Here is a 26343-nt window from a genome sequence, read left to right as displayed (position 1 = left end):
CCAGGCAGCACGACTGTGTTCGGTGGGCAACGCAATGCCGGCGAAGCCGCAAAAGCGAACGCCCGAATGGGCGCGCAGTCGTAAGGGCGGCTCCTGCGGGCGCTGCCGCTCAATTCATCTTAAGAATTGACCAGCCCGTGCGCCGGGCCGCCACCGCTCCGACACAGGCCGGACTCACCGGGAGGGTTCGAATGCGCCAATGTGTTGCTTCCAGTGCGTTGCCGCCGACCAGGCGGGGTGTCGTGTCACCGCGGCTGGAAAGATCGAACTCGAAGTGGCTGGCAGGCAGGATGAAGCCGGTGCCTAGTGCTTTCAGACAGGCTTCTTTGCGCACCCAGGTTTCAAAGAAAATGGTTTGCCGTTCGCCATGTGCTAGGGCGGTGAACTCGGCGCGTTCCCGGGGGGAAAAGACTTCAAGGGGCATCGACTCTTCGATCGGGCGAACGAGCTCGACATCGACGCCGACCTCGAAACCACTCGAGATTGCAAGAACCGCCGTATTCTCGCTGTGGCTGAGGTTGAAGCAAATTCTCCCCTCGGGCGGCTGGGCCGCGCAAAAAGGCTTGCCTTCCGGGCCGTAGCCAAGCGCGATTGCCTGAGGCGGTAGCGCCAGATAGCGGCCGAGGATTCGCCTGAGCTCGCCTCGTCCCGCCACGTAGCGATGGCGATGCAGTGGGAAGCGGAATTTGTCGGCGCGCTCGCGTTCGTGTGCGGACAATATCTGCCAGTCCAGATTGAAATCGCCGCAGTCATCGAGATCCCACTGCCAGATATGCACGTCTTGTGACGAGGGCGGTGGTAGGGGAGGAGAGGACATTGCATGCCTGGAATCAATTGTCGGCGGTGCTTGCCGATTCTACAGGATCGATGGGCGCGAACTGGCGGAGGGTCCTGGCAGCCAGATGCTCCGCGGAGCAAGGCTGCCGGAGTGTCTACATTCGGACATGGATAACCTGGTCGAGTAATGCGTCGAATTCAAATTTTTTGCTTCATTCGCTTGATCATATTGATTCCGCTTCTCCCGACAATCAATCGCATAAAATATGATATCTTTCCTTTTCCTGGTAGTTTTATTTCATTCGCCATAAGTTTTCTGGCGATATGAAATCTGGACAGTAAATCGAGGTTCTTGTAAATCAATACGTTGAATACGAACCAGGACACGTGCTGCTTTGACATGAATTTTTCGTATTTTCTAAGAAATTTCCAGCTTGGCTCGCAATTGGTCCCGGCAGATAGTCTTTTGGCATTTGCGCTCAACGAGTATTCAACCAGGGCCTCGTGCATATAGATGAATTCGCTGCCCACCATCTCCGCATTGATTGCAAAATCCCAATCTTGATGACGACGCAAAGATGCGTCGAAGCTAATCAGCGGATACTGATGGCGCCACATCATAATAGATGAAGTTTGGCAATATCCGCCTTCCAATAAAATGAAGTCAAACATCGATTGACCATCGTATGGGAACGGGTTGCCAGGTATGCGCCGGCTCCCGTCGACGAGCATGACGTTGCTGAACAACACCCGCGCGGCGTGCTGTGGAGGCTTGGGGCCAAGCGCGGCGATGCATCGTTCCAGCTTGTCCGGTAGCCATCGGTCATCCGCATCCAAAAAAGCGATCAGGTCACCAGTCGCTTCCTCTATGCCCCTGTTTCGACACCACGCCGCTCCGCGATTCTCGGGCTCGCGAATCAGGCGCAACGCTATCTTGTCTCCACAATGACTTGGCAATTCGAATTGCAGTCCCGATGCATCATCTATAACAATAATTTCGCGCGGAGCGATGGTTTGTCTGGATATTGATTCTATGGCGATAAAAAGAAAATCAACACGACTGTAGTGTGGAATTATTACGCTCACTCCATAGAGATTTTCGAAGTCGCGCCTCATCTCGTGCCTGATTTCCTGATTTCGCTCTTGTATGAACGAGGGTGTGTTTGCGTCGGATTGATGCCCCAGGACAGTCGCGCTGCATGCGTGACGCATATTGTGGAGATCAAGGAATGGGTGCGTTCGTGCGCCGTCGCACGCATAACGGTAGATTTAGCCTATTCGATGAAGAGGCTTTCCTGTAAGTTGGCTCAACGTTTGATAAATGTGGGTTCTTTGAAAGCATGGGCGCATCGTGAGACGTATCCCTATGCTGCCAGGCCGAACAAGAACGGTTGCCCGGGCGGTCCACCGCCCGCGCAAAAAAGGGCCCGCAGTGATGAACTGCGGGCCTTTTTGCGTCTGGCGTCGGCGTCATTCCCGCCCTTAAGCAATGCAGGGATGCGTCAGCTCTCGAAGTGTGTCAGGCGATGCGCGACCACTCGGGTTTTAAGATGGTCGGCCAACCGGATCGCGAGAGCCATGATGACCATCGTCGGATTGGCATGTCCGCTCGTCGGGAAGATAGAAGCGCCTGCCACGTAAAGGCCGCGTATGCCATGTACCTGACACGTGTCGTCCACGACGCTCGTCGCGGGGTTCATGCCCATTCGCGTAGTCCCGGCGGTATGGGCCATATCGTGCAAGACGAGCTTCGTCATGTCGCCGGTTGCCAGATCCGGAGCAAATTCAAAGCCGATACCTGCGGCGGATAGATCCTGTTTCAGCAGTTGCGAGAACCTCAGCACGGAGCGCCTCATGAAAACTCCCGGCTCCCAGGTGACATGGGCAAGCGGGAGTTCGAGGCGATCGCGCTTGTCGGAGAGGGTGATACGGTTTTCGGGCAGTGGTGTTTGCTCGCAGATCAGATTTAGCGTCAGCGCTTCGATCTTTCTCGCCGTGCCTTTGGTCACATAGTCTCGCGCCACAAAATTGGCATTCAGCAGAACTGCGGCGTCTGCAATCGCGCGGCGTAGCCGGTAGGGCACTTTCTGGCTGCCCAGGATTTTGCGACCGATGAGACTCAAGACGATTCCCGAACTTTTCACGACCAACAGCATGTCCGACACGGGATGCTCGCTCTGCCGCCTGATCAAGCGCTTGAGCGCGACCATTGGATCATCATCCGAAATATGCATGTGCGCAAAAACGGCCATGTTGGGCAGACGCTCGCCTTGTTGCACCTCATGGCGAAGAGCGAGTCCGTGAAAATACATAAAGGCCCGATACTTCAGGCGCAGTGGAAAAAATCCCAGCAATGTGGCGACACGAGCGTGGCTATCGGGCGAAACAACGCCCAGCGCAATGCACGGATGGTCCGTCAGGTAGCGTCCGACGACGTCATGCTGGTTTCCCAGCGCGCCGCCCGTGAGATCTTTAGACATGAGCAGCAGGCGGGCATTTTCTATCGCGCCGGCGGCAAGCACCACATGCGCCGATTCAATGGTTCGCCTCCTGCTGCCTGAGAGCGACGAGATGATGTGCACGCCCGTTATCCCGTCTGCATCGACATTCACCGCGGAGACCGTCGCGTTAAAAAGGACCGTCACGTTGTCATGTGCTTCTCGCATGAAGTCTGGCCCGAATCGCATGATGTCCTTTGCGTCGTGACGAGAGCGGGAGAATTGCCAGAAGAAGGACGTCAAGTGCTGCATTCGCGAGACTTCGGCTGGTTCCTTTAGTTTCGCGGTGCCCCAGAACGTGCGGTCGTGGATGGTCGGCCCCAGGTCGAGCCAATCGGCCGCCCGGTCGATATAAGGTGCGATGGTGGCGGAATCGATTGGCCATCCGGAGTTCGGTATCCAGTCGCGCTGAATAAAATCCGTCGTGTCGAAGGGCGCAACCTTGCCCGCCCAGCCAGTCGTCGATCCCCCCAGCACACGGCATCGGACGCCGAACTTCTGGATTTCGGCGCTCCAGAACTTCAATTGATATGCGTGGAATTTCTGACGCGCTTCGCGCATGCTCGCGTCGTTGAGGGCACCCTGTACTTCCACCTTGTTCAGCGCCTCGTGGCTGGAGGACTCCTGGAGTCCACCGCTTTCCAGCAGTAGAATCTTCAGCCCAAGGCCGGACAGTTCGCGCACGATGGTCAATCCGGCCGCTCCGCTGCCAACTACGATGAGATCAAACGGCTCGCACCCGATGGGCGACGCGGCATCTGCTTCGAAATCGATAAAATGCGTCATCTCTCAACGACCTCGAATCGCGTTGAAGATAGCTTCGGATACCGGAAACGGCGTAACGAATGCGACCGGCTCGAATCGAAGCGCGCCGGGAGCGCGGACGTTGGTCCAGCGCCAAGTCGGGATCGGCGGCATTCACCGGACGCGGCCAGGAATCAAACAAGATGAGGCAGGGTTTGGATCAAAGCCTCTTCGACGCGCGTTGTTTTCAGGGAAGCTATCAACAGCTATCGATTGTTTCCGTTCGCTAGCTAACCCAGTGTCGTTCCTGCATTTCGCGGTGTGCCCGAGCGGAGCGTAGTGTCCCGAACTATTGACTATTCGTATAAAAGAGACGACGGTGTCAGTCTCGAATCAGGTTTGCTGTTGTCTCGATCGGATCCCATCCCCTGCCGCATTTCCTGACAAATGGTTTTCAGGGGGCAGCGTTCAGGAATGGAGCAATTTCGCCACGACACCCGGGTGGAGGCGACGAAATGAAACCGGCTGCTGCCACGGAGTCCCGTTCGCATCGCCTGCCATTTCTGCAAGGCGTTTTGCCAGTCAAGCCTGCCCAGTTGCCACACGACATCATTGCGGGCATCACGCTCGCTGCGCTCGGCATTCCCGAGGTGATGGGGTACACGAAGATTTCCGGCACGCCCACCGTGACCGGGCTCTATACGATATTGCTGCCGCTGATCGCGTTCGCGGTGCTGGGTGCGTCGCGGCAACTGGTGGTCGCCGCGGACTCCGCAACCGCAGCGATCCTTGCGGGCGAACTGACGACCGTCGCTGCGTTGGGAAGTCCGAAATACGTCGGGCTCACCAGCACGGTGGCCCTCACCGTTGCCGTGATGCTCGTGATCGCGCGAGTGTTCCGGCTGGGGTTTCTGGCCGACTTTCTTTCTCGCAGCGCACTGATCGGCTTTCTGACCGGCGTGGGCGTGCAGGTCGCCGCCGGCGAGTTCGCCGGGCTGATCGGGCTGCCGAAAGAGGGGCATGGTCCGATCATGCAAGCGGTCTCGGCGTTCGAGCGCATCCCCGCAGCGCACGCTGCAACCGCGGCGCTTTCGTTCAGCGTGCTGGCGGTGATCATCGGCTGCAAGCGTTTCGCGCCGCGCGCGCCGGGTGCGCTGATTGCCGTGATCGGCTCGATCCTCGCGAGCGGCGTCTTCGATTTCGCGGGGCGTGGCATCGCGGTAACGGGCAACGTGCCGGGCGGCCTGCCGTCGCTGTTCCTGCCGCGCCTGGCGGCGGCCGATATCAACGAGGTGCTGGTCACGGCCGCCTCGTGCTTCATCGTCATCATTGCGCAGAGCGCGGCGACCGCGCGCGCCTATGCCAACCGTTACAACGAGAAGGGCGACGACAACGCGGACCTCGTCGGGCTCGCCGCCGCGAACGCCGCGGCGGCCTTCACGGGGACCTTCGTCGTGAATGGCAGTCCGACCAAGACCGAGATGGTCGACGAAGCGGGCGGCCGCACCCAGATCGCGCATCTCACGACGGCCGCCATCGTGCTGCTGGTGCTGCTGTTCCTCACGCGCCCGCTGAGCCTGCTGCCCGCGGCGGTATTATCGGCGATCGTTTTCATGATCGGCGTGAAGCTGATCGACGCGAAAGGTTTGGCCGAGCTCTATCGCATGCAGAAAGACGAGTTGATCGTCGCCTCGCTGACGGCGGGCGTGGTCGTGTTCGTCGATGTGATGCACGGCATTCTCGCCGCCGTCGTGCTGTCGCTGATCGCTCATGTGCGGCATAGCTACCGCCTGCATACGCGCGTGCTCACGCGCAGTCCCTCCGGCCACTGGGTTCCGCATCGCGTCGAGCCGAATCTGTTCGCGGTGCCAGGCATCGTCGTCTACCGGTTCGAAGCGGATCTCTTCTATGCGAATACCGGACGCTTCACCGAGGAAGTGCTGATGCTCGTGAACGGCGCGAATCCGGCGCCGCGCTGGGTGGTGATCGATGCGTCGGTGATCAACAACATCGACTACACGGGCGGCAAGGCGTTGATCCAGTTGGCTGAGGAGCTCGACCGGCGCGGTATCGGCATTGCGGCCGTCGCGCTTCCAACCGGCGTGCGCCGTGAGATCGAGCGCTACAAGGCGCTGCGTGCGCGAGGCGCGCATCGCGAGATCTTCGCGACGGTCGATGCCGCGATCGAGGCGCTCAGCAACGTTGCTCCGGACACACCGGCGGCTTCGCCCGACGATGCGAAACCAGGCTGAAGCCAACGAACAGGAAGAGGGGATGACGCGTGGCTAAAACCGCTGCAGACAAGCGCAATGAACCTGCGAAAGAACCCGCTGGCCCGGGAGCCGTGGCTGTGCTGGATGATCCGTCCATGCTGTTTGGCGGGCGCGGCTCGCTGGCGTCGCGAATCGGGCGCGGCAAGGCGGCGCGCAAAATGGCGCCGCGCGCGAAGCTGGCGGTGTGCCGGCTCGACGATCGGGATCCGCTCGCGTTGCTCGACGCGTCCAACGTGGGGCGGGTGCCCGAGCTGATACCGATTCGCTACGGGCGCATGGTCGCGAATCCGTTTGCGTTCTATCGCGGCGCCGCGCCGCTGATGGCCCATGACCTTTCGAAGCTGCCGCATTCCGGCGTGACCGTGCAGCTGGGCGGCGATGCGCACCTCGCGAACTTCGGACTGTTCGCGAGCCCGGAGCGGCGCATCCTGTTCGGGCCCAACGACTTCGACGAAACGCTGCCCGGCCCGTTCGACTGGGATCTGCGCAGGCTGGCGACCTCGTTCGTGATCGCCGCGCGCGAACGCGGATTGGCGACGCGCGATCAGCGCGCCGTGGTGCGGCGGCTGTGCGAGACGTTTCGGCAGCAGATCGTCAGGTTCAGCCAGATGGATACGCTCGACGTCTGGTACTACCAGTTCAGGGCCGCGAGCATGCTCGCGATTGCCGATACGCTGGAGGAAAAACAGAAAGAACTGGCGGTGATCGAGAAGGCGCGGCTGCAGTCGTCGCGTTCCGAGATGGGGCATGCCACCGAGATCGTCAACGGCAAGCTGCGCATCAAGGACGTGGCGCCGCTCGTGTATCACGTTCCCCTGGCGAGCCCGCACGACCAAAAGCAGTACGAGGCGCAGGTCCGGCGGTTTTTCGCCGACTACCGCTTGACGCTCCCCGATGACAGGCGCGCACTGTTCGACCGCTATGAACTCGTGGATGTGGCCATTCGGGTCGTGGGCATTGGCTCGGTCGGGACGCGGTGCTATCAGGCGCTGTTCATGGCCGATGGCGAGTCCCCGCTATTCCTTCAATTGAAGGAGGCGCGCGCCTCCGTGCTGGAGGGCTATGTGCCGCCGAGCCGTTTTCCGAACCACGGCCAGCGTGTGGTGAACGGACAGCGCCTGCTGCAGTCGGCGAGCGATATCTTTCTCGGGTGGTCGAAGATGCGGCACACCGGAAACGACTGCTACGTGCGCCAGTTGCGGGACATGAAAGGCGCATTCGATTTCACCACCTTCGGTGCCGAGGATCTCGGGGAATATGCGGTCTCCTGCGCGCACGCGCTGGCCCATTCGATGGCCAAGGCGGGCGATCCGGCACTCATCTGCGGCTATATCGGCAAGTCGAGTGCTTTCGACGAGGCAGTCGAGCGATTCGCGCTCGCTTACGCCGACCGCAATGAAGCCGATTGGGAGGTCTTGAAGATAGCGGTCAAGTCGGGGCGGATCCAGGTCATACATCAATGATCAATGAGGCTGGGGTTCGCCAGGAATTTGATCAAGACCTCAATACTTGCTCGATGTTTAGGGATTCCCCTGGGGCGCGTCGTGAAATTGGGGCATGATTTGAAGGATGCGTCAGCCTGTCATGTGTTAGCTATCGTCAGAAGACTCGTGGGTCAGCGGGTGGTTAATATAAATCTTTGTTTTTAATGATAAAAATGACCATGATTCCGCGGCTTGCGCCCGTTTGGCGAGCTCGGGTTCGGGTGCCCGAGGCTCGGAATCGTGGGCTCGCCGGCCACCGCGGTGTGCCAAAAAAACCCATCCGGCCCGTTCTTGAATTTGTCATTCCCCGTCCATATAATTAGCACTCACCGCATGAGAGTGCTAACAACTCTGGTGCCAAACATCGCTGGCTGGTGGTTGTCGTCAGCCAGGTTTTGTCTCTTCAAGTCCCAACCAAGATAGAGGATCTATCCATGAACCTTCGTCCTTTGCATGATCGCGTGATCGTCAAGCGCCTGGATCAAGAAACCAAGACCGCTTCGGGCATCGTGATCCCGGACGCAGCGGCAGAAAAGCCGGATCAAGGTGAAGTCCTGGCCATCGGCCCGGGCAAGCGCGACGACAAGGGCGCCCTGATCGCGCTCGACGTGAAGGTCGGCGACCGCGTCCTGTTCGGCAAGTACGCAGGCCAGACCGTCAAGGTCGACGGCAACGAACTGCTCGTGATGCGCGAAGAAGACATCATGGCCGTGGTGAACAAGTAAGTTCAGACCACCGCTCATTCATCAAGAATTCAAGGAGTTAGAAGATGGCAGCTAAAGACGTCGTGTTCGGCGATTCCGCCCGTTCCAAGATGGTTGAAGGCGTGAACATTCTCGCCAACGCAGTGAAGGTCACGCTGGGTCCGAAGGGCCGCAACGTGGTCCTCGAGCGCTCGTTCGGCGGCCCGACGGTCACCAAGGACGGTGTCTCGGTCGCAAAGGAAATCGAGCTCAAGGACAAGCTCCAGAACATGGGCGCGCAAATGGTCAAGGAAGTCGCTTCCAAGACCAGCGACAACGCCGGTGACGGCACCACGACCGCTACGGTCCTGGCCCAGTCGATCGTGCGCGAAGGCATGAAGTACGTCGCATCGGGCATGAACCCGATGGACCTCAAGCGCGGCATCGACAAGGCCGTCGCAGCAGCTATCGACGAACTGCGCAAGGTCAGCAAGCCCTGCACGACCAACAAGGAAATCGCGCAAGTCGGCTCGATCTCGGCGAACAGCGACACGTCGATCGGCGATCGCATCGCTGAAGCGATGGACAAGGTCGGCAAGGAAGGCGTCATCACCGTCGAAGACGGCAAGTCGCTGCAAGACGAACTGGAAGTCGTCGAAGGCATGCAGTTCGACCGCGGCTACCTCTCGCCGTACTTCATCAACAACCCGGACAAGCAAGTCGCCGTCCTGGAAAACCCGTTCGTCCTGCTGTTCGACAAGAAGATCTCGAACATCCGTGACCTGCTGCCGGTTCTGGAACAAGTCGCGAAGGCTGGCCGTCCGCTGCTGATCATCGCTGAAGACGTCGAAGGCGAGGCACTGGCCACGCTGGTCGTCAACAACATCCGCGGCATCCTGAAGACCGTTGCTGTGAAGGCTCCGGGCTTCGGCGACCGTCGCAAGGCCATGCTGGAAGACATCGCGATTCTGACCGGCGGTCAGGTCATCGCTGAAGAAACCGGCCTCACGCTCGAAAAGGCAACGCTGAACGAGCTCGGTCAAGCGAAGCGCATCGAAGTGGGCAAGGAAAACACGACGATCATCGACGGCGCAGGCGAAGCCGTGAACATCGAAGCGCGCGTGAAGCAAATCCGCACGCAGATCGAAGAAGCGACCTCGGACTACGACCGTGAAAAGCTGCAAGAGCGCGTTGCCAAGCTGGCAGGCGGCGTTGCAGTGATCAAGGTCGGCGCTGCGACCGAAGTCGAAATGAAGGAAAAGAAGGCACGCGTGGAAGACGCGCTGCACGCAACCCGTGCTGCCGTTGAAGAAGGCATCGTCCCCGGCGGCGGCGTCGCGCTGATCCGTGCACGCACGGCAATCGCGAACGTCAAGGGCGCCAACGCAGACCAGGACGCAGGTATCAAGATCGTCCTGCGGGCAATGGAAGAGCCGCTGCGCCAGATCGTCACGAACGGCGGCGAAGAAGCTTCGGTGGTCGTGGCAGCTGTTGCAGCTGGCCAGGGCAACTACGGCTACAACGCAGCGACGGGCGAGTACGTCGACATGGTCGAAGCCGGCGTGGTCGACCCGACGAAGGTCACGCGCACCGCGCTGCAAAACGCAGCTTCGGTCGCAGGCCTGCTGCTGACGACGGACGCAGCTGTTGCGGAAGTGCCGAAGGAAGATGCTCCGATGCCTGGCGGCATGCCCGGCGGCATGGGCGGCATGGGCATGGACATGTAATCGAGGCTTAACGCCCGATTACATTGAAGTGCGGGGGACGCGTCGTGAGGTGCGTTTCCCCAAGCCCGAAAGAAAAACCCCGCAGTTTATCGCTGCGGGGTTTTTCGTTTTGCAGTCCGGATGCGGTCTGGAATCAGGCGTTATCTGGCGACGCTTCGTCGCCCTCGGCGTCACCTTCCGCATCATTACTCCGCGCCCAAAAAAACCGGTCCGGCATCCACGCACCCATACCCGGCCGGAACGCATTCTGCACGGCCTGATAGAGGTACTCCTGCGCCTCGCGTACCGCCTCAGGCGGTTCCTGGCCGTTCGCGAGCAACGCGGCGATCGCCGCGCCGAGCGTGTCGGACAGCCCCATCATCGGCTGGTTCGAGCGGTCCCAGAAGTCCTGGCGCAACTGTCCCTCTTCGCTATAGAGCGTGTTCACCACGCGGTGCGAGCCCGTTTCCATCGAGAGAATGTATTCGCAGCCCGTGGCGAGCAGATGCGAGATCGCGGTGTCGATGCTGGGCGTATCGGCGTCGCCGTCGGGCTGCGCGAGCGCGAGCAGCACCGAGACGTCGGCGACCAGCACGGTGGTTTGCGGCACCAGCAGATCGGTGACGACTTCGCGCAGCTCGTCGGCGGCGAGCACGTGCTCGTCGTCGAGCGTGAAGTCGGGCGCGACAACGAGCGGCAACTCGTCGTAGTCAGCGACCACTTCGGCGATTGCGCTCACCACTTCGGCGCGCGTGCCCGCGCCCACCTTGAACGCCGACACCGGCATGTCTTCTAGCAGCATGCGTGCCTGGGCCGCGACGGTTTCGGGGTCGAGACCGGTGACTTCGTCGCATCCGGCCGAGTCGCGCACGGTGTAGCCGGTGAGCACGCTCACGCCGTGGCAGCCCATGCTGGCGAGCGTGAGCAGATCGGCTTGCAGGCCGCCGCCGCCGGTCGGATCGGAAAGGCCGAAGGTAAGGACGATGGGAGGGGTGTCGCCGGGCATGTGCGTTGACGGGAATGTTAGGTTGGCTCGTGGTTGCTGCGGGTGACGGCGGCTATCTCGCGCCGACGGTTCGATTATGCGGCCTCGCGGGCGTTGCCGGGGACGGATGACCTGCCACACGCGAGGGATTTTCACGTCGGGACGGCGTGCGAGGCGCGCGACTCGGGCGCGGCCACAGTTGCTAGGCATGGAATCGGCAACACGGTACCATCATGGCTCCTGTTTTCAGACAGTTTTCCCGATCGTCCGCGGCGCTTGTCCGCAGGCGGTTTTTTGGACTTTTCGACGCGGCATAAGAATGGAATATAGAAGCTGGATGTGCCTGATCTGCGGCTGGATCTACGATGAAGAAGCCGGTTTGCCAGACGAAGGCATCGCCCCCGGCACGCGCTGGGAGGACGTTCCCATCAACTGGACCTGTCCTGAGTGCGGCGCACGCAAGGAAGACTTCGAGATGGTCCAGATCTGAGGCGTCTCGTGCGAGGCTTTGGCCTGATCGTCGTCAGTTGTTGTTAGTACCGTTATCGAACGTTTTACCGGCGCCCCTGGCGTCCGTGGCTGGCGCCCGCGCTTTTTTGCCTGACCCCGCCGGTATTCGCGCGAGGCGGTAGTCGGTCAGCCGGCCGGCTAGCCGCTTTTCGCACCGTATCGCACAACTGTTCCTGGCGCTGCCCATGAGCCTTCATACGACGTCGGTTGCCCGTTTCGAAGCGTTGCCCAATCCGCGTGGCGGGCAAGTGCCGTTCGCGCATGCGGCGCTCACCCAGGCGCTTGCCGCGCTCGACGAGCAGCGCGATGTCGCGCGGCCGCTGCGCCAGGCGGCGCGCGCGTTGCGCGACGCGGGCTGGTTCGCGGCGGCGCGTTTTGCGGACACGTTGCTGCTGGCCTCGCCGCTTGCGCTGGCGGCATCGGTGCCCGCGCCGCCGCCGCCCGGCATGCCGCCGCGCCCCGCGCACGATCACGATGGAGCAGACGAGGGGCACATTCGCGAGGCGTTTCGCGATGCGCTGATGGATCTGGTCGCCGCGCTCGAGCGTCACAATCTGCGTGAACTGTCGTGCTCGCCGGTGCTGTATGCGCGCCAGCGCGTGCTGTTCGAGGCGCTCGCCTCGCATGGAGCGGGCGTCGTGCTTGCTTATGAGGATGTCGCGCTGTCCGGCCGGCCCGTCGCGGTCGCCACGCTGGCCGCGCAACCGGGGCAGCGGCTCGCGCAGATTCGGGCGCGCTACGAGGCAGCTTTGCTGCCCGCGTTGAAGGCGCGGATGGCCAATGGCAGCCGCGCGGCGGAGCAGTTCGCGCAGGCCGCGTTCGGCGAGATGGACGCCTGCATCGCGGAACTCGCGAGCGCCAATACCTACGACTTCTGGCGTCTTGCTTCGGCTTGTGCCCGGATGCTGCGCAACGGCGTGACGATCTGGGGCGATGGTCCCATGCGCTCGTTTTACGCGCGTTGCAATCTGCTGATTGCGGAGCAGGCGCGTGGCCTGCGCGTCGCGCCGCAGTCGTTCGTGTGCGTGGCGCTCGCGGTGTTGTGGCGCGATTACGCGCTCTTCGGCGCCGCTGCGGAAGACACCGCCGATGTCGATCTGTTGCTCGACTACGGCCTGACCGTGGACTGGCATGTTGCGGGCACCCAGGCGTCCGAGGCGCTGTGGGAGGCGGGCAGCGCGCAGGCCGACGCGCTGGCGGCGCGCGTGGCGCCCACGCGCGAGCTGGGCGCGCTCGTGGTGAACGGCAACGCTTACGAAGATTTCCTGCAGACCGCCGATGCCGCCATGCTGGAGCTAGGCACAGCGTCTCGCGCACTTTCGCTGCGGCCTGCCGGTGCGCCCGCGAATTCCCCGGCGGCGCTCGTGGCGGCGGATGCGGCGTATCGCATCGGCGCGGCGGCGTGGGCGCTCGGGCTTGGCCACGTGGGCCTGCTCTCCGACGCGCTCGGCCTGGCCTGGCGGCGCACCGCGCATTCGGCCGCTGGCGGGGCGCAGGGGGCGCAAGCAGCCTCAGGCCATGTGGCCGTGGAAGCACCTGGCGCGCAGGCGATCGAGCACGCCAACGAGGCGCTGCGCGCGATGTTGCACAAGGTGGCGGCGGGCGTCGCGCAACCCGATGCGAGCGCGGCAGTGCGCGCCCTTGGCGCGGCAATTGCGGCGGGCGCAACCAGTGGCGCTGGCGCAACGGGCGCGGCGGCGCAACTCGCGCCGCGTTGAGGCGCATCGTTTTTTCCGTCGTCCGTTTGGCGTACTGGTGCGTCCGCGCACGCACCGGCGGCGTTGCAGCCGTGTAGCCTGCGCATGATAGAGTGATCATCTCCTTGCTACGGAGCTCGGCCCGACCGGGACCCAGAAAGGCGTTGAGGCCAACCGCCGTTCCGTACCGTCTTTGCTAGAATTCAAACCATGTCCAAGAGTAACGATCGCATCAATCTGACCAACCAGTTCCTGATCGCCATGCCCAACATGGCGGACCCCACGTTTTCAGGAACGGTGGTCTACCTTTGCGATCATTCCGAGCGCGGCGCGCTCGGCCTCGTGATCAATCGTCCTACCGATATCGATCTGGAAGCGCTGTTCTCGCGCATCGACCTCAAGCTCGAAATCGAACCGCTGCTGCACGTACCCGTCTATTTCGGCGGCCCGGTGCAGACGGAGCGCGGCTTCGTCCTGCATGCGCCCAAGACCGGCACCAACTACACCTCGTCGATGTCGGTGCCCGGCGGCCTCGAAATGACCACCTCGAAGGACGTGCTCGAAGCCGTCGCCAGCGGCACCGGCCCCGAGCAGTTCCTGCTCACGCTCGGCCATGCCGGCTGGGGCGCGGGCCAGCTCGAAGACGAGATCTCGAAGAACGGCTGGCTCACGGTCGAAGCCGATCCGAAGATCGTTTTCGACGTGCCCGCCGAGGAACGCTTCGAAGCGGCGCTCGCGCTGCTCGGCATTTCGTCGACGATGCTTTCGGGCGAGGCGGGCCACGCATGAGCGTGGCCGCGGGGCGAGGCGCCGCCGAGGCGACCTTGCTGGCGTTCGACTACGGCGAGAAGCGCATCGGCGTGGCGCTCGGCAATGTGCTCACGCGCAGCGCCCGCGCGCTCACCGTGATCCAGAACCGCAGCATCGACTATCGCTTCGAAGCCGTCAGCGCGCTGCTGCGCGAATGGCAGCCCGATCTGCTGGTGGTGGGCCTGCCGTGCCATCCCGACGGCACGCCGCATGTCATGACGAAGCTGGCCAAACGCTTCGGCAATCAACTGAACGGCCGTTTCAATCTGCCCGTGGTCTGGGTGGACGAGCGCTATTCCTCCGTCGACGCCGAAGCGCGCCTGCGCGAGCGCGGCGAACGCGCGGAGCATGTGGACGCCGAAGCGGCCTGTGTGATCCTCCAGCAGTACCTCGACGAGATTGTCGACAAACCCCCGCCCCAATTCACCCGATGAACACACCCGACGCCGAGGCGCTGTACCGCGCCGTTCTCGAGCAGATTCGCGCGGCTTACCCGGCCGGCACGTTCGGTGCGCCCGATGGCGTGGCGATTGCCGGCATCCATAGCGGCGGCGCGTGGCTGGCCGAGCGGCTCGCGCACGACCTCGGAGCCGCGCAGTGGGGCGTGGTGAACGTCGCACTGCATCGTGACGACTACGCGAAGAAGGGCCTGCACAGCCAGGCGAGCCCGACCGCGCTGCCGTTCGAAGTGGAAGGCCGCCGCATCCTGCTCGTCGACGACGTGCTGCACACCGGGCGCACCGTGCGCGCGGCGCTCAACGAACTCTACGACTATGGCCGGCCCGCTTCGGTCGAGCTGGCCGTGCTCGTCGACCGCGGCGGGCGCGAGTTGCCCGTGGCGGCGCGCTTCACAGGCGGCGAGGCGCAGCAGACTGACCCGGACTCGACGCTCGTGCTCGAGCGCGCCGACGATGGCCGCTTCGTGTTGCGCGTCGAACCTCGCGACGCGCATTGAACCCCTTGCCTGAGCAACGCTACGCTCGGGCGACATCACCGAACCCCATACAACAGGCCGGATCCGACACGACCCGGCCAGACCCAGTCAGACACCCGCGCAGGAATTTCGCGATGAACACACAGCCCACGCCGGCCCCGGACGTACCGGACGACAAGCGCTTTCGCTATGGCTTTCTCAAGGGCAATCCGCAGCTCACGAAGAACGGCGAGCTCAAGCATCTGCTCACGATCGAGGGGCTGCCGCGCGCGATCCTCACGCACATTCTCGACACTGCCACGCAGTTCGTGAGCGTCACCGACCGCGACGTGAAGAAGGTGCCGCTATTGCGCGGCAAGTCGGTATTCAACCTGTTCTTCGAGAACTCCACGCGCACGCGCACGACTTTCGAAATCGCGGCCAAGCGTCTCTCGGCGGACGTGCTCAACCTGAACATCAACGCCTCGTCGACGAGCAAGGGCGAGTCGCTGCTCGACACCATCGGCAATCTCTCGGCGATGCACGCCGACATGTTCGTCGTTCGCCACGCCTCGAGCGGCGCGCCGTACCTGATCGCCGAGCATTGCGCGCCGCACGTGCACGTGATCAACGCCGGCGACGGCCGCCACGCGCACCCGACGCAGGGCCTGCTCGACATGTACACGATCCGCCATTACAAGCGCGATTTCACGAACCTGCGCGTGGCGATCGTCGGCGACATCCTGCATTCGCGCGTCGCGCGCTCGGACATTCACGCGCTCACCACGCTCGGCGTGCCCGAAGTGCGCGCGATTGGCCCGCGCACGCTGCTGCCGGGCGGGCTCGAGCAGATGGGCGTGCGCGTGTTCCACAACCTCGACGAGGGGCTCAAGGACGTCGACGTCATCATCATGCTGCGCCTGCAGAACGAGCGCATGAGCGGGGCGCTGCTGCCGTCGGCGCAGGAGTACTTCAAGAGCTGGGGCTTGACGCCCGAGCGGCTCGCGCTCGCCGCGCCCGATGCAATCGTGATGCACCCGGGGCCGATGAACCGCGGCGTCGAAATCGACTCGCAGGTCGCGGATGGCCCGCAGTCGGTGATCCTCAACCAGGTGAGCTTCGGCATTGCGGTGCGCATGGCGGTGATGGGCATCGTCGCCGGGAACAACGAATGAACGGGCGAGAACAACAAGGGCAGGGCATGAAGATTCAGATTCAAGGCGGCACGCTGATCGATCCAGCGAGCGGAACTGAAACGCAGCAGGACGTGTATATCGCCGACGGCAAGATTGCCGCGCTCGGCGCCGCGCCCGCCGGTTTTCAGGCGGACCGAACGCTCGACGCGAAGGGCCTCATGGTCGCGCCGGGTTTCGTCGACCTGAGCGCGCGGCTGCGCGAGCCGGGCTACGAGCACAAGGCCACGCTCGACTCGGAAATGAACGCGGCGCTCGCGGGCGGCGTGACGAGCCTCGTGTGTCCGCCCGACACCGATCCGGTGCTCGACGAAGCGGGCCTCGTCGAGATGCTCAGGTACCGCGCGGGCAAGCTCGAACGCGCGCATGTATATCCGCTCGGCGCGCTCACGGTCGGCCTGAAGGGCGGCGTGATCACCGAGATGGTTTCGCTCACGGAGGCCGGCTGCATCGGCTTCACGCAGGCCGACAAGCCGATTGCCGACACCCAGGTCCTGCTGCGCGCGCTCCAGTATGCGAGCACCTACGGCTACGCCGTGTGGCTGCGCCCCCAGGACGCGTATCTCGCGAAGGGCGGCGTGGCCGCGAGCGGCGCGCTGGCTTCGCGGCTCGGGCTGTCGGGCGTGCCGGTGAGCGCGGAGACCATCGCGCTCTTCACGCTCTTCGAACTGATGCGCGTGACCGGTGCGCGCGTGCACGTGCAACATCTTTCGTCGGCGGCGGGCGTTGAGCTCATGCGCGCGGCGAAGGCCGAAGGCCTGCCAGTGACCTGCGATGTGACGGCCAACCACGTGCATCTGATCGACATGGACATCGGCTACTTCGACGCCCAGTTCCGCCTCGACCCGCCGTTGCGCCAGCAACGCGACCGCGAAGCGATTCGCGCAGGCCTTGCCGATGGCACCATCGACGCGATCTGCTCGCAGCACACGCCCGTGGACGACGACGAGAAGCTGCTGCCGTTCGCCGAAGCCACGCCGGGCGCGAGCGGGCTCGAACTGCTGCTTTCGCTAACGGTGAAGTGGGCGCAGGAAGCGGGCGTGCCGCTTGCGAAGGCGCTTTCATCGATCACTTCGGCGCCCGCCGGGGTGATGCAGCGTGAGGCAGGGCGCCTTGCCGTAGGCGCAGCCGCCGACCTTTGCGTGTTCGACGCGAACGCACACTGGCGCGTCGATCCGCGCGCGCTCAAGAGCCAGGGGCACAACACGCCGTTCCTCGGCTACGAACTGCCCGCCGTGGTGCGCGCAACGCTGGTGGCGGGGCGCGTCGGCTTCGAGCGCGACGCCGGACATCATTGAGGATCATCGAGCACACTCGCGACGGCCATCGACATTCATATCCCCATGAGGCTCTTTATACGTAAAGCCCGGCTGCTCGGGCACCTGCTGCGCGGCGCCTGGACCGTCGGCGTGCGCTTTCCGCGCGCGACGCCCCAGGCGCGCCACGCCATGAACCGCGCCTGGTCGCGCCGGATGCTCGAACTGTGCGGCATGAAAATCGTCGTGCATAACGACGCGGCGCGGCTCGATGCGGGCGCGCTCGTCGTGAGCAATCACATTTCGTGGATCGACATCTACGTGATCAACGCGTGGCGGCCGACGCCGTTCGTCTCGAAGGCCGAGATCCGCAATTGGCCGCTGATCGGCTGGTTCGCGCAGAATCTGGACACCGTGTTCATCGAGCGCGAGAGGCGCAGCGACGCGCACCGCATCATGCACGAACTGGCGGCGCGCCTTGGACGCGGCGAATTGATGTGCGTGTTCCCGGAGGGCACGACCACCGACGGTCTCGCGATCAAGCCGTTTCACGCGAATATGTTCCAGGCGCCGGTGTCGGCGGGCACGCCCGTGCAGCCCATTTGCATTCTCTACGAAGACGCGCAGGGGCGGCAGTCGGCGGCACCCGCGTATATCGGCGATGTCTCGCTCAAAGAGTCGCTCGATATGTTGCTCAAGGCCGGGCCGATCACGGCGCACGTGTATGTATGCGAGGCGATCGAGCCGGGCGATGATCGCCGCAGGCTCGCGGCGCAAGCGCAGGGAGCGGTGGGGGAGGCGCTGGAAGTGCTGCGCTCGCCGGGGCGGGTGGACAGGCAGGGGCTGCGCAGCGAGGTTGACGGTTGAGGCAGGGCGCTGCGCGCCGCTCGTTCAGCCCGAGATCGCGCGGCAGTTCGAGCAGGGCACCTGAGTGAGCACGCGCTGGTGGGGATCGGCTTGCAGGCTGACCGCCGAAAGACGCGCGCCCCAGACGCAGCCCGAGTCCAGGCCGATCAGCTTTTCGCGCAACGTGAGGCCAAGCGCCGCCCAATGGCCGAACACCACGGTGGCGTCATCGGTCTTGCGGCCCGGCACGTCGAACCACGGCATGAAACCCGGCGGAGCGGAATCGAGCCCGCCGCTCGTGGAGAAGTCCATGACGCCATCGGCATCGCAAAAGCGCATGCGCGTGAGCGCGCTGCAGGTGATGCGCAGCCGCTCGATCCCCTTCAAATTCTTCGACCAGCGGTTGGGCTCGTTGCCGTAGAGGCCGGCCAGCACTTCTTTCCAGCTATCGCCGCGCAACGCCTTTTCGAGGTCGCGCGCGAGTTCCAGCGTGAGTTCGACATCCCATTGCGGCAGCACGCCGGCGTGCACCATCAGCATGCCATGCTGGTAATGCGCTATCGGACGATGACGCACCCAGTGCAGAAGGTCCTCGGCATCGGGAGCGCTCAGGATGTCGTCGATGGTGTCGCCCTTTTTCGACTTGCGGATGCCCGCCGCGACGGAAAGCAGGTGCAGATCGTGATTGCCGAGCACCGCCACCGCCCGATCGCCGAGCGCGATCACCTCGCGCAGCGTCTCGAGCGAGTCGGGACCGCGATTGATGAGGTCGCCCGCGAACCAGAGCGGGGTGTCGGCGGAAGGGCCAGCCTTGGCAAGCAGCTCACGGAATGGGGTAAGACAGCCTTGAAGATCGCCAAAAGCGAGAGGCGGCGGAAAGGGCGCGAGCTTGGTCATCGAAACGGAAACAGGTGCGGATCAGCTGCGGGTGAGCGTGACAGGATGTCGGGACAAGAGAGTGACGGTATCACAGGAAAACGATTGCGGTATGAGTGCGGCTGAATTGTCGGGTTTGTTCTGGCGCAAATTGACGCAGGCGAGTTGTGGAACGGCAATCGAATATTTACGTGCCGGAGCGAAAAGGACAGAAATTGTCAAGCTGTTTCAAGATGTTAGGGGTATGGCTTTCGCTCAAGCTGTCCGTATAATTGCTGTTACAAAATCAGAGTCAAAGTATGCTGCGTGGCTATAACCAGGCGATATCCTGCCTGAAGCCCACTTTTACAGCATTCTTTCGAGCGTCTGGCCACGGGGATATGCGCCAGACCAGCCTCCAATCTCGCGTCAAAAAAGGGAGTTCCATGATCCTGGTAACGGGCGGTGCCGGCTTTATCGGCGCCAACTTTGTGCTTGACTGGTTCCGTCAATCCGACGAAGCCGTTCTGAACGTAGACAAGCTGACCTACGCGGGCAATCTTGGAACCTTGCGCTCGCTGCAGGGCAATCCGAAGCACGTGTTTGCGCGCGTGGACATCTGCGATCGCGCCGCGCTCGACGCGCTGCTCGCCGAGCACAAGCCGCGCGCCGTGCTGCATTTCGCTGCGGAAAGCCACGTCGACCGCTCGATCCATGGTCCGGCTGACTTTGTTCAGACCAATGTGGTCGGCACCTTCACGCTGCTCGAAGCCACGCGCCAGTACTGGAACACCCTGCCCGAGGCAGAAAAGGCCGCTTTCCGTTTCCTGCACGTGTCCACGGACGAAGTGTTCGGCTCGCTTTCTGCAACCGACCCGCAATTCTCCGAAACCACCCCGTACGCCCCGAACAGCCCGTATTCGGCCACCAAGGCCGGCTCGGACCATCTCGTGCGTGCTTACCACCACACGTACGGGCTGCCGGTGCTCACCACGAACTGCTCGAACAACTACGGTCCGTACCAGTTCCCCGAAAAGCTTATTCCGCTGATGATTGCCAACGCGCTCGCTGGCAAGCCGCTGCCCGTGTATGGCGATGGCCAGAACGTGCGCGACTGGCTCTACGTGGGCGACCACTGCAGCGCGATCCGTGAAGTGCTCGCGCGCGGCAAGAGCGGCGAGACCTACAACGTGGGCGGCTGGAACGAGAAGAAGAACCTCGAGGTCGTGCACACGCTGTGCGACCTGCTCGACGAGATGCGGCCGAAGGCTGTGGGCTCGTATCGCGACCAGATTACCTACGTGACGGATCGCCCTGGCCATGACCGCCGCTATGCGATCGACGCGCGCAAGCTCGAGCGCGAGCTGGGCTGGAAGCCGGCCGAGACGTTCGAGACGGGTCTTGCGAAGACGGTGCGCTGGTACCTGGATAACCAGGCGTGGGTCAATGAAGTTGCGTCGGGCGAGTACGTCAAGTGGGTGTCGCGCCAGTATGGCTAATGATGGCGTGTTGATGCGCCCAGCGATTCTGCTGACGGGCGCACAGGGGCAGCTCGGATTTGAGTTGCGTCGCGCGTTGAGCCTCTTGGGCGATGTGACGGCGCTGGATCGCGCCGCGCTCGACGTGACGGACGAGGCGAAGATCGTTCAGGTCATGCAAGCGCTGCGGCCCCGGATCGTCGTGAACGCCGCTGGCTACACGGCAGTTGATCGCGCCGAGTCCGATCGTGAGCTGGCACATGCAGTCAACGCCGAAGGTCCGGCGTTGATTGCCCGCGAGGCGGCTCGGCTCGGCAGCCTCGTGATCCATTATTCGACGGACTATGTGTTCGACGGGGCAAAGGAAGGTTGGTATCAGGAGTCCGACGCGCCCAATCCGGTGTCGGTGTATGGGCAATCGAAGCTCGATGGCGAGCGCGCGGTTGAGGTGAGCGGCGCCACGCATGCGATTATTCGCACGAGCTGGGTATTCGGCCTGCATGGCAGCAACTTCCTGAAGACGATCATTGGCGCTGCGCGCCGCCGCGATGCATTGTCGATCGTGGCCGACCAGTTCGGCGCGCCGACCCCGGTTCACCTGATCGCAGACATTAGCGCCGTAATGATCGCGCAGTATCTTTCTGCGCCGGAGCAGTTCCCGTCGGGCGTTTATCATGCCGCACCGGCGGGCGAGACGACCTGGTTTGGATATGCCGATCATGCGCTCCGCTTACTGCGTGCGAAGGGTGTCCAGTTGTGCGTCTCCGAGGACGCGGTGCGTCCGATTTCTGCGAGCGAGTATTCGAGCGCGGCGCCCCGACCGGCAAATTCGCGACTGGATACCGCGAAGCTGTGTGAAACGTTCGGCATTACGCTGCCGGCTTGGGAGCGCGGCGTGGACTACGTCATCGATCAGCTGGTGGAAGCAGCACAGCTCATGGCGTAATGCGGGTGTAGGGCCAATTATCCGAGAGACAGATGAAACGTAAAGGAATTATCCTGGCAGGAGGCTCTGGAACTCGCCTCTATCCGATCACGCGTTCGGTATCGAAGCAGTTGCTGCCGGTCTACGACAAGCCGATGATCTACTACCCGCTAAGCACGCTGATGCTCGCGGGAATCCGCGACATCCTGATTATCTCGACGCCGCAGGACACACCGCGCTTCGCGGACATGCTGGGTGATGGCAACCGCTGGGGGCTCAACATCCAGTATGCGGTACAGCCGTCTCCGGACGGTCTCGCGCAGGCGTTTATCATCGGCAAGGACTTCGTTGGCAACGATCCGTCGGCGCTTATTCTCGGCGACAACATCTTCCACGGCCACGATCTCAATGCGCTGATGGCACGCGCCACGGCTGTCAAAAGCGGGGCGAGCGTGTTCGCGTATCACGTGCACGATCCGGAGCGCTATGGCGTTGTCGAATTCGACGAGAATTTCCGCGCGATGTCGCTCGAAGAAAAGCCGAAGGAGCCGCGCTCGAACTATGCGGTGACAGGCCTCTACTTTTACGATAACCAGGTATGCGACATCGCGGCCGATATTAAGCCGTCGGCGCGTGGAGAACTGGAAATCACCGATGTCAATCTGAGATACTTGCGCGCGCAACAACTCAACGTCGAGATCATGGGCCGCGGCTACGCGTGGCTCGATACAGGCACGCACGATTCGCTGCAGGAGGCGTCGACGTTCATCTCGACGCTGCAGAAGCGGCAGGGCCTGATGGTCGCGTGTCCGGAAGAGATCGCCTACCGCAACAAGTGGATTTCCGCCGATGACTTGGGGCAGCTTGCTGGCGAACTCTCGAAGAACGAGTACGGTCGTTATCTGAGCCGGTTGCTTAAGGAGTCAGTGGCATGAATTTCACCTGCCAATCGACAGCGCTGCCGGAAGTCTTCGTTCTGGAGCCGAAATGCTTTGGCGACGAGCGCGGTTTTTTCTACGAGAGCTTCAACGCGAAGGCTTTCAAAGAATGCACTGGTGTAGAACGCGAATTTGTCCAGGACAATCACTCGCGCTCGGCAAAAAATGTGCTGCGCGGGTTGCATTACCAGATTCAGAATCCGCAGGGCAAGCTGGTGCGGGTCGTCTCCGGCAGCGTATTTGACGTCGCCGTCGACATCCGTCGCAGCTCGCCGAATTTCGGGCGCTGGGTCGGCGTTGAACTGTCTGCGGAGAATCGCAGGCAGCTCTGGGTGCCCGAAGGCTTCGCGCATGGGTTTGTTGTACTCTCCGAGTACGCTGAGTTCCTGTACAAGACGACGGATTATTACGCACCGCAATACGAGCGCTCGCTCCTCTGGAACGACCCGGCGCTCAAGATCGACTGGCCGATCGACGGCGAGCCGACCCTCTCACAGAAAGACCGGCAGGCGCTCACGCTGGCAGACGCCGAAGTCTTCGAGTAAAGATAAGGAGTATTACCATGGCCATTCAATTGTTTGTGCCGCACTTTCGCGTCGACGAGTGCCTGGAAGCCATCCGCGAGTGCCTGGAAAAGGGCTGGACGGGACTCGGCTTCAAGACCAACCAGTTCGAAGACGCATGGAAAGCCTACACCGGGTTGCCGCACGCTCACTTCCTGAGCTCGAACACCGTTGGTCTGCACCTGGCGGTCGAACTGTTCAAGACGAAGTACGGCTGGGCCGACGGTGACGAAGTCATCACGACGCCGCTGACCTTTGTGTCGTCGAACCACGCAATCCTCTATTCGAACCTCACGCCGGTCTTCGCGGACGTTGACGATTCGTTGTGCCTCGACCCGGCGAGCGTCGAAGCGCGCATCACTGACAAGACGCGCGCGGTCATTTTCGTGGGCATCGGCGGCAACGTTGGCCAATATGAGCGCGTGCTCAAGCTATGCCGGGAACGCGGCATCAAGGTCATTCTGGACGCAGCGCATATGTCTGGCACACGCCACGAGCGCAAGCACGTCGGCCATGATGCCGACGTCACTGTCTTCAGCTTCCAGGCAGTGAAGAACCTGCCGACGGCCGACTCGGGCATGATCTGCTTCCAGGACGCCGAAGACGACGCACGCGTGCGCAAGATGAGCTGGCTCGGCATCAACAAGGATACGTACGCCCGTACTGCGTCGCAGGGTGCCTACAAGTGGATGTATGACGTCGAGGAAGTCGGCTATAAGTACCACGGGAATTCGATCATGGCCGCAATCGGCCTCGTCCAGCTGAAATACCTGGACAACGACAACGCGTATCGTCGCCAACTCGCGCGTTGGTACGAGGATCTGCTGTCAGGCCGCGAGAATATCCGCCTGGTCAAGATCGCGGACGGTTGCGAATCGTCGCGCCATCTGTTCCAGATTCGTGTCAAGAATCGTGACGAGCTGATGCTCGCGCTGAACGAGCATGAGGTTTACCCGGGCGTCCACTACCGCGACAACACAGAGTACCGCATGTACGAAAGCGGCAAGGGTCAATGCCCGAAGGCGCACGCCGCATCGAATGAAATCCTTTCGCTGCCGATGCACATGGGTGTAACGCACAAGGACGTCGAGTTGATCGCCGACCTCATCATCCGCTACGCCGCATGAAGTACGCGTACGAACCGTACACGCATGGGCGCATCCGGCTGCGCCTGCTCACCGAGGCCGATCTGCCAGCTACGCTGGAATGGCGCAACCGGGACGGTGCGCGCGAGCAGTTCAAGAATTCCGACCTGCTCGCGTATGAACAGCATCATGGATGGTTCGTGCGCTATAGCGAAAAGTCGGACGATCTCGTCTTCATCGCCGAACTGGCCGCCACCGGAGAGCGGGTGGGCCAGGTCGCAATCTATGCGATCGACCGCGGCGCGCGAACGGCCGAGATCGGCCGTTTTGTCGCATCGCCCGAGTTTTTGGGGCAAGGGGTGATGAAGGAAGCGATCAGTGTGCTGATGCGATTCGCTGCAAGTGAACTGTCGCTCGCTGCCGTTTATCTGGACGTGCTCGAGTCCAATGAGCGGGCGTGCCGCCTGTACGAGAAGCTTGGCTTCGAAGAGCGCGGGCGTGCAGACGGTTTGATTCGAATGGATCGGAGAATTAATGGTTACCTATAACAGTGCTAGTGCGAGCTCATCATTGAAGGAGTTCGTCAGCGCTGCCAAGCTTTGGCGTGTTTGGCTTCACATGGGGCTTCAGGACATGAAGAGCCGGTTTCGCAGTTCGGCACTCGGGCCGGGGTGGATTCTCGTGAATCTCGCGGCTGTGATCGGCGCCGTCGGGTTGATATATGGCCGCCTGTTTCATCAGCCGATGAATGAGTTCTTGCCGTTCCTCACGCTCGGCATCGTGATCTGGACGTTCATCGGCTCATCCCTGGTCGAAGGCTCGATGGCGTTCGTGGTGGCGGAAGGCTATATCAAGCAGTTTCCGTTTCCGAAGCCAATCTATCTATTTCGGGCACTTGTCCCATACACAATCGTGTTCATGATAGGGCTGCTGGTCTACTTCGTGGTGGTGGCCTTCTACGAGCGCCATATTGGCTGGGGGGCGCTTTGGGCGATTCCCGGTTTTGCGTTGTTTCTCGCGATTAACTTCTTCCATGTGGTCATTGTTGCGCACGTCGGTGTGCGTTTCCGCGATTTGCCGCACCTTCTCGGCAGTCTGATGCAGATCCTTTTTTATATGACGCCGGTGATGTTTACCGTTGCGATGCTCAAGGATCGCGGTCTGTCGTTCATCTATGCGTTTAACCCGCTTTACTACCTGATCGAGATCATGCGCTATCCGCTGCTCAACAGCGAAGCTGCTCCACGCGAGGTCATATACGTGGCTCTCGGCTATTGTGCTGTGGTCGGCATTCTCGCGGTCGTTGTGGTGAAGAAAATGTCTCGGCGGATCGTGTACGTGCTATGACGCAGAATCTGAAAATCAGCTTGCGTGACGTTGACGTCACGTTCGACGTGTCCGCGCGTACCGACAGCCTGAAATCCACAATGCTCAATGCGCTGCGTGGCAGGAAGGCGCGTAACGGGGGGGGCGAGAAGCGCTACGTGCATGCGCTCAAAGGCATCAATCTTGAAATCGAGCACGGGGAGCGCGTTGGCCTGATTGGCCTTAACGGCGCTGGCAAAAGCACGATCCTGAAGGTCATGGCGGGTATTTATCCGCCGACTTCGGGTGCCACCGTGATCAATGGTCACGTGTCTGCGATGTTCGAGCTCGCGACCGGTTTCGAGATGACGCAGACGGGCTGGGACAACATCCGCATTCGTGGCATGTTGCTCGGGCTCACGCCAGCCCAGGTCGAGGAACGGATCCAGCAGATTGGCGAGTTTTCCGAACTTGGCGAGTTTCTGGATTATCCGGTCAAGACGTATTCGGCCGGTATGTTTATCCGGCTGGCGTTCTCGGTCTCCACGGCGATCAACCCGGAAATTTTGCTGCTTGACGAAGTGATGGGTGCGGGCGACGTGCAGTTCGCGAACAAGGCAAAGCGGCGGATGCATGAGTTCATGGAGCAGGGAAAAATCCTCGTCTTCTCCAGTCATAGCCTTGAAATGCTGGAATCGTTCTGTGAGCGCGTGATCTGGCTGCGCAAGGGAGAGATCGTGATGGATGGCCCCGCGAAGCAGGTGCTTGGGGAATACGAGAGAAAGGCGGGGCAATAAGTTAGCAAGGTTCGCAGGCGGC

Annotated in this window: 26 protein-coding genes; 21 read left to right on the top strand and 5 right to left on the bottom strand. The window is 62.1% G+C overall.

Annotated elements, in window-relative coordinates; translation table 11 throughout:
• Window positions 1-109: 109 nt before the first annotated feature.
• The 3 genes from PWP93_RS09780 to PWP93_RS09770 all read right to left on the bottom strand — a co-directional run bounded on the left by PWP93_RS09780 (window position 110) and on the right by PWP93_RS09770 (window position 4061).
• Window positions 110-778: a 4'-phosphopantetheinyl transferase family protein gene (locus PWP93_RS09780; RefSeq protein ID WP_421044338.1), complete on the bottom strand. Its 669-nt coding sequence runs from the start codon at window positions 776-778 to the stop codon at window positions 110-112.
• 197 nt (window positions 779-975) lie between these two features.
• A complete protein-coding gene (locus PWP93_RS09775) occupies window positions 976-1893 on the bottom strand; it encodes a glycosyltransferase family 2 protein (protein WP_421044337.1) in 918 nt (305 codons plus the stop codon).
• 386 nt (window positions 1894-2279) lie between these two features.
• Window positions 2280-4061, bottom strand: a complete 1782-nt coding sequence (locus tag PWP93_RS09770; protein WP_421044336.1) for an FAD-dependent oxidoreductase — start codon at window positions 4059-4061, stop codon at window positions 2280-2282.
• 473 nt (window positions 4062-4534) lie between these two features.
• Between PWP93_RS09770 and PWP93_RS09765 the strand changes: the two genes are divergently transcribed.
• From PWP93_RS09765 to groL, 4 genes are all read left to right on the top strand, one after another.
• Window positions 4535-6271 carry a SulP family inorganic anion transporter gene (locus PWP93_RS09765; RefSeq protein ID WP_421044335.1) on the top strand — a complete coding sequence of 579 codons (1737 nt, stop codon included), beginning with the start codon at window positions 4535-4537 and terminating at the stop codon, window positions 6269-6271.
• 92 nt (window positions 6272-6363) lie between these two features.
• The gene (locus tag PWP93_RS09760) at window positions 6364-7755 is read left to right on the top strand and encodes a DUF2252 domain-containing protein (RefSeq protein WP_421044334.1); all 1392 of its coding nucleotides are present in this window, start codon (window positions 6364-6366) and stop codon (window positions 7753-7755) included.
• 455 nt (window positions 7756-8210) lie between these two features.
• On the top strand, window positions 8211-8501 hold the full coding sequence (groES, locus tag PWP93_RS09755) for a co-chaperone GroES (protein ID WP_028202123.1): 291 nt from the start codon (window positions 8211-8213) through the stop codon (window positions 8499-8501).
• 44 nt (window positions 8502-8545) lie between these two features.
• Window positions 8546-10186 (top strand): chaperonin GroEL, encoded by a 1641-nt coding sequence (gene groL / locus PWP93_RS09750; RefSeq protein WP_421044333.1) that lies wholly within the window; start codon window positions 8546-8548, stop codon window positions 10184-10186.
• Between the two features lie 133 nt (window positions 10187-10319).
• Here the strand turns inward: groL and PWP93_RS09745 are convergent, their stop codons facing one another.
• Window positions 10320-11171, bottom strand: coding sequence for a hydroxymethylpyrimidine/phosphomethylpyrimidine kinase (locus PWP93_RS09745; protein ID WP_421044332.1), 852 nt, complete (start codon window positions 11169-11171; stop codon window positions 10320-10322).
• Between the two features lie 298 nt (window positions 11172-11469).
• Here PWP93_RS09745 and PWP93_RS09740 point away from each other — a divergent pair, with 298 nt between their 5' ends.
• The 8 genes from PWP93_RS09740 (at window position 11470) to PWP93_RS09705 (ending at window position 18396) form a co-directional block, all read left to right on the top strand.
• A complete protein-coding gene (locus PWP93_RS09740; RefSeq protein WP_008342674.1) occupies window positions 11470-11640 on the top strand; it encodes a rubredoxin in 171 nt (56 codons plus the stop codon).
• A gap of 205 nt (window positions 11641-11845) precedes the next feature.
• Window positions 11846-13378, top strand: coding sequence for a hypothetical protein (locus tag PWP93_RS09735; RefSeq protein WP_421044331.1), 1533 nt, complete (start codon window positions 11846-11848; stop codon window positions 13376-13378).
• Window positions 13379-13567: 189 nt separating this feature from the next.
• Window positions 13568-14146, top strand: a complete 579-nt coding sequence (locus PWP93_RS09730) for a YqgE/AlgH family protein (protein WP_035526577.1) — start codon at window positions 13568-13570, stop codon at window positions 14144-14146.
• A complete protein-coding gene (gene ruvX, locus PWP93_RS09725; RefSeq protein ID WP_421044330.1) occupies window positions 14143-14601 on the top strand; it encodes a Holliday junction resolvase RuvX in 459 nt (152 codons plus the stop codon). Before PWP93_RS09730 ends, ruvX begins: the two co-directional genes overlap by 4 nt.
• Window positions 14598-15122 carry a bifunctional pyr operon transcriptional regulator/uracil phosphoribosyltransferase PyrR gene (gene pyrR / locus PWP93_RS09720; protein WP_421044329.1) on the top strand — a complete coding sequence of 175 codons (525 nt, stop codon included), beginning with the start codon at window positions 14598-14600 and terminating at the stop codon, window positions 15120-15122. Before ruvX ends, pyrR begins: the two co-directional genes overlap by 4 nt.
• A gap of 113 nt (window positions 15123-15235) precedes the next feature.
• Complete coding sequence (locus PWP93_RS09715) at window positions 15236-16255, top strand: aspartate carbamoyltransferase catalytic subunit (RefSeq protein ID WP_421042417.1); 1020 nt, start codon at window positions 15236-15238, stop codon at window positions 16253-16255.
• A 26-nt stretch (window positions 16256-16281) separates the two neighbouring features.
• Entirely contained in the window at window positions 16282-17571 is a 1290-nt protein-coding gene (locus PWP93_RS09710) for a dihydroorotase (protein WP_421044328.1), read from the top strand.
• 45 nt (window positions 17572-17616) lie between these two features.
• Window positions 17617-18396 carry a lysophospholipid acyltransferase family protein gene (locus PWP93_RS09705; protein ID WP_421044327.1) on the top strand — a complete coding sequence of 260 codons (780 nt, stop codon included), beginning with the start codon at window positions 17617-17619 and terminating at the stop codon, window positions 18394-18396.
• 24 nt (window positions 18397-18420) lie between these two features.
• On the opposite strand, the gene PWP93_RS09700 is transcribed toward PWP93_RS09705, so the two are convergent.
• A complete protein-coding gene (locus PWP93_RS09700) occupies window positions 18421-19272 on the bottom strand; it encodes a symmetrical bis(5'-nucleosyl)-tetraphosphatase (protein WP_421044326.1) in 852 nt (283 codons plus the stop codon).
• Between PWP93_RS09700 and PWP93_RS09695 the strand changes: the two genes are divergently transcribed.
• The 9 genes from PWP93_RS09695 (at window position 19265) to PWP93_RS09655 (ending at window position 26321) form a co-directional block, all read left to right on the top strand.
• Entirely contained in the window at window positions 19265-19567 is a 303-nt protein-coding gene (locus PWP93_RS09695) for a hypothetical protein (RefSeq protein WP_421044325.1), read from the top strand. The genes PWP93_RS09700 and PWP93_RS09695 overlap by 8 nt on opposite strands.
• Window positions 19568-19676: 109 nt before the next feature.
• On the top strand, window positions 19677-20729 hold the full coding sequence (rfbB, locus tag PWP93_RS09690) for a dTDP-glucose 4,6-dehydratase (protein ID WP_421044324.1): 1053 nt from the start codon (window positions 19677-19679) through the stop codon (window positions 20727-20729).
• Window positions 20730-20742: 13 nt separating this feature from the next.
• Window positions 20743-21654, top strand: coding sequence for a dTDP-4-dehydrorhamnose reductase (gene rfbD / locus PWP93_RS09685; protein ID WP_421044323.1), 912 nt, complete (start codon window positions 20743-20745; stop codon window positions 21652-21654).
• A 32-nt stretch (window positions 21655-21686) separates the two neighbouring features.
• Window positions 21687-22568 carry a glucose-1-phosphate thymidylyltransferase RfbA gene (rfbA, locus tag PWP93_RS09680; protein WP_421044322.1) on the top strand — a complete coding sequence of 294 codons (882 nt, stop codon included), beginning with the start codon at window positions 21687-21689 and terminating at the stop codon, window positions 22566-22568.
• A complete protein-coding gene (rfbC, locus tag PWP93_RS09675) occupies window positions 22565-23116 on the top strand; it encodes a dTDP-4-dehydrorhamnose 3,5-epimerase (protein ID WP_421044321.1) in 552 nt (183 codons plus the stop codon). The genes rfbA and rfbC overlap by 4 nt, the downstream gene beginning before the upstream one ends.
• Before the next feature lie 17 nt (window positions 23117-23133).
• Window positions 23134-24261 (top strand): DegT/DnrJ/EryC1/StrS family aminotransferase, encoded by a 1128-nt coding sequence (locus PWP93_RS09670; protein ID WP_421044320.1) that lies wholly within the window; start codon window positions 23134-23136, stop codon window positions 24259-24261.
• Window positions 24258-24767, top strand: coding sequence for a GNAT family N-acetyltransferase (locus PWP93_RS09665; RefSeq protein WP_421044319.1), 510 nt, complete (start codon window positions 24258-24260; stop codon window positions 24765-24767). The genes PWP93_RS09670 and PWP93_RS09665 overlap by 4 nt, the downstream gene beginning before the upstream one ends.
• Window positions 24768-24789: 22 nt before the next feature.
• On the top strand, window positions 24790-25566 hold the full coding sequence (locus tag PWP93_RS09660) for an ABC transporter permease (RefSeq protein ID WP_421044318.1): 777 nt from the start codon (window positions 24790-24792) through the stop codon (window positions 25564-25566).
• Window positions 25563-26321 carry an ABC transporter ATP-binding protein gene (locus PWP93_RS09655; RefSeq protein WP_421044317.1) on the top strand — a complete coding sequence of 253 codons (759 nt, stop codon included), beginning with the start codon at window positions 25563-25565 and terminating at the stop codon, window positions 26319-26321. Before PWP93_RS09660 ends, PWP93_RS09655 begins: the two co-directional genes overlap by 4 nt.
• Window positions 26322-26343: the final 22 nt, after the last annotated feature.

The organism is Paraburkholderia sp. A1RI-2L (assembly GCF_048957375.1).
Taxonomy (GTDB): Bacteria; Pseudomonadota; Gammaproteobacteria; order Burkholderiales; family Burkholderiaceae; genus Paraburkholderia.
The sequence above is the reverse complement of the archived record's forward strand: the minus strand, read 5'-3'. Positions and strand labels throughout refer to the sequence as shown.

What these genes read in the sequence shown, in the direction of transcription:
- PWP93_RS09775 (WP_421044337.1), bottom strand. Translation starts at nt 1,893, where the DNA reads ATGAGGCGCGACTTCGAAAATCTCTATGGAGTGAGCGTAATAATTCCA.
- PWP93_RS09770 (WP_421044336.1), bottom strand. Translation starts at nt 4,061, where the DNA reads ATGACGCATTTTATCGATTTCGAAGCAGATGCCGCGTCGCCCATCGGG.
- PWP93_RS09765 (WP_421044335.1), top strand. Translation starts at nt 4,535, where the DNA reads ATGAAACCGGCTGCTGCCACGGAGTCCCGTTCGCATCGCCTGCCATTT.
- groES (WP_028202123.1), top strand. Translation starts at nt 8,211, where the DNA reads ATGAACCTTCGTCCTTTGCATGATCGCGTGATCGTCAAGCGCCTGGAT.
- groL (WP_421044333.1), top strand. Translation starts at nt 8,546, where the DNA reads ATGGCAGCTAAAGACGTCGTGTTCGGCGATTCCGCCCGTTCCAAGATG.
- PWP93_RS09745 (WP_421044332.1), bottom strand. Translation starts at nt 11,171, where the DNA reads ATGCCCGGCGACACCCCTCCCATCGTCCTTACCTTCGGCCTTTCCGAT.
- PWP93_RS09740 (WP_008342674.1), top strand. Translation starts at nt 11,470, where the DNA reads ATGGAATATAGAAGCTGGATGTGCCTGATCTGCGGCTGGATCTACGAT.
- PWP93_RS09735 (WP_421044331.1), top strand. Translation starts at nt 11,846, where the DNA reads ATGAGCCTTCATACGACGTCGGTTGCCCGTTTCGAAGCGTTGCCCAAT.
- PWP93_RS09730 (WP_035526577.1), top strand. Translation starts at nt 13,568, where the DNA reads ATGTCCAAGAGTAACGATCGCATCAATCTGACCAACCAGTTCCTGATC.
- ruvX (WP_421044330.1), top strand. Translation starts at nt 14,143, where the DNA reads ATGAGCGTGGCCGCGGGGCGAGGCGCCGCCGAGGCGACCTTGCTGGCG.
- pyrR (WP_421044329.1), top strand. Translation starts at nt 14,598, where the DNA reads ATGAACACACCCGACGCCGAGGCGCTGTACCGCGCCGTTCTCGAGCAG.
- PWP93_RS09715 (WP_421042417.1), top strand. Translation starts at nt 15,236, where the DNA reads ATGAACACACAGCCCACGCCGGCCCCGGACGTACCGGACGACAAGCGC.
- PWP93_RS09710 (WP_421044328.1), top strand. Translation starts at nt 16,282, where the DNA reads ATGAAGATTCAGATTCAAGGCGGCACGCTGATCGATCCAGCGAGCGGA.
- PWP93_RS09705 (WP_421044327.1), top strand. Translation starts at nt 17,617, where the DNA reads ATGAGGCTCTTTATACGTAAAGCCCGGCTGCTCGGGCACCTGCTGCGC.
- PWP93_RS09700 (WP_421044326.1), bottom strand. Translation starts at nt 19,272, where the DNA reads ATGACCAAGCTCGCGCCCTTTCCGCCGCCTCTCGCTTTTGGCGATCTT.
- rfbB (WP_421044324.1), top strand. Translation starts at nt 19,677, where the DNA reads ATGATCCTGGTAACGGGCGGTGCCGGCTTTATCGGCGCCAACTTTGTG.
- rfbD (WP_421044323.1), top strand. Translation starts at nt 20,743, where the DNA reads ATGCGCCCAGCGATTCTGCTGACGGGCGCACAGGGGCAGCTCGGATTT.
- rfbA (WP_421044322.1), top strand. Translation starts at nt 21,687, where the DNA reads ATGAAACGTAAAGGAATTATCCTGGCAGGAGGCTCTGGAACTCGCCTC.
- rfbC (WP_421044321.1), top strand. Translation starts at nt 22,565, where the DNA reads ATGAATTTCACCTGCCAATCGACAGCGCTGCCGGAAGTCTTCGTTCTG.
- PWP93_RS09670 (WP_421044320.1), top strand. Translation starts at nt 23,134, where the DNA reads ATGGCCATTCAATTGTTTGTGCCGCACTTTCGCGTCGACGAGTGCCTG.
- PWP93_RS09665 (WP_421044319.1), top strand. Translation starts at nt 24,258, where the DNA reads ATGAAGTACGCGTACGAACCGTACACGCATGGGCGCATCCGGCTGCGC.
- PWP93_RS09655 (WP_421044317.1), top strand. Translation starts at nt 25,563, where the DNA reads ATGACGCAGAATCTGAAAATCAGCTTGCGTGACGTTGACGTCACGTTC.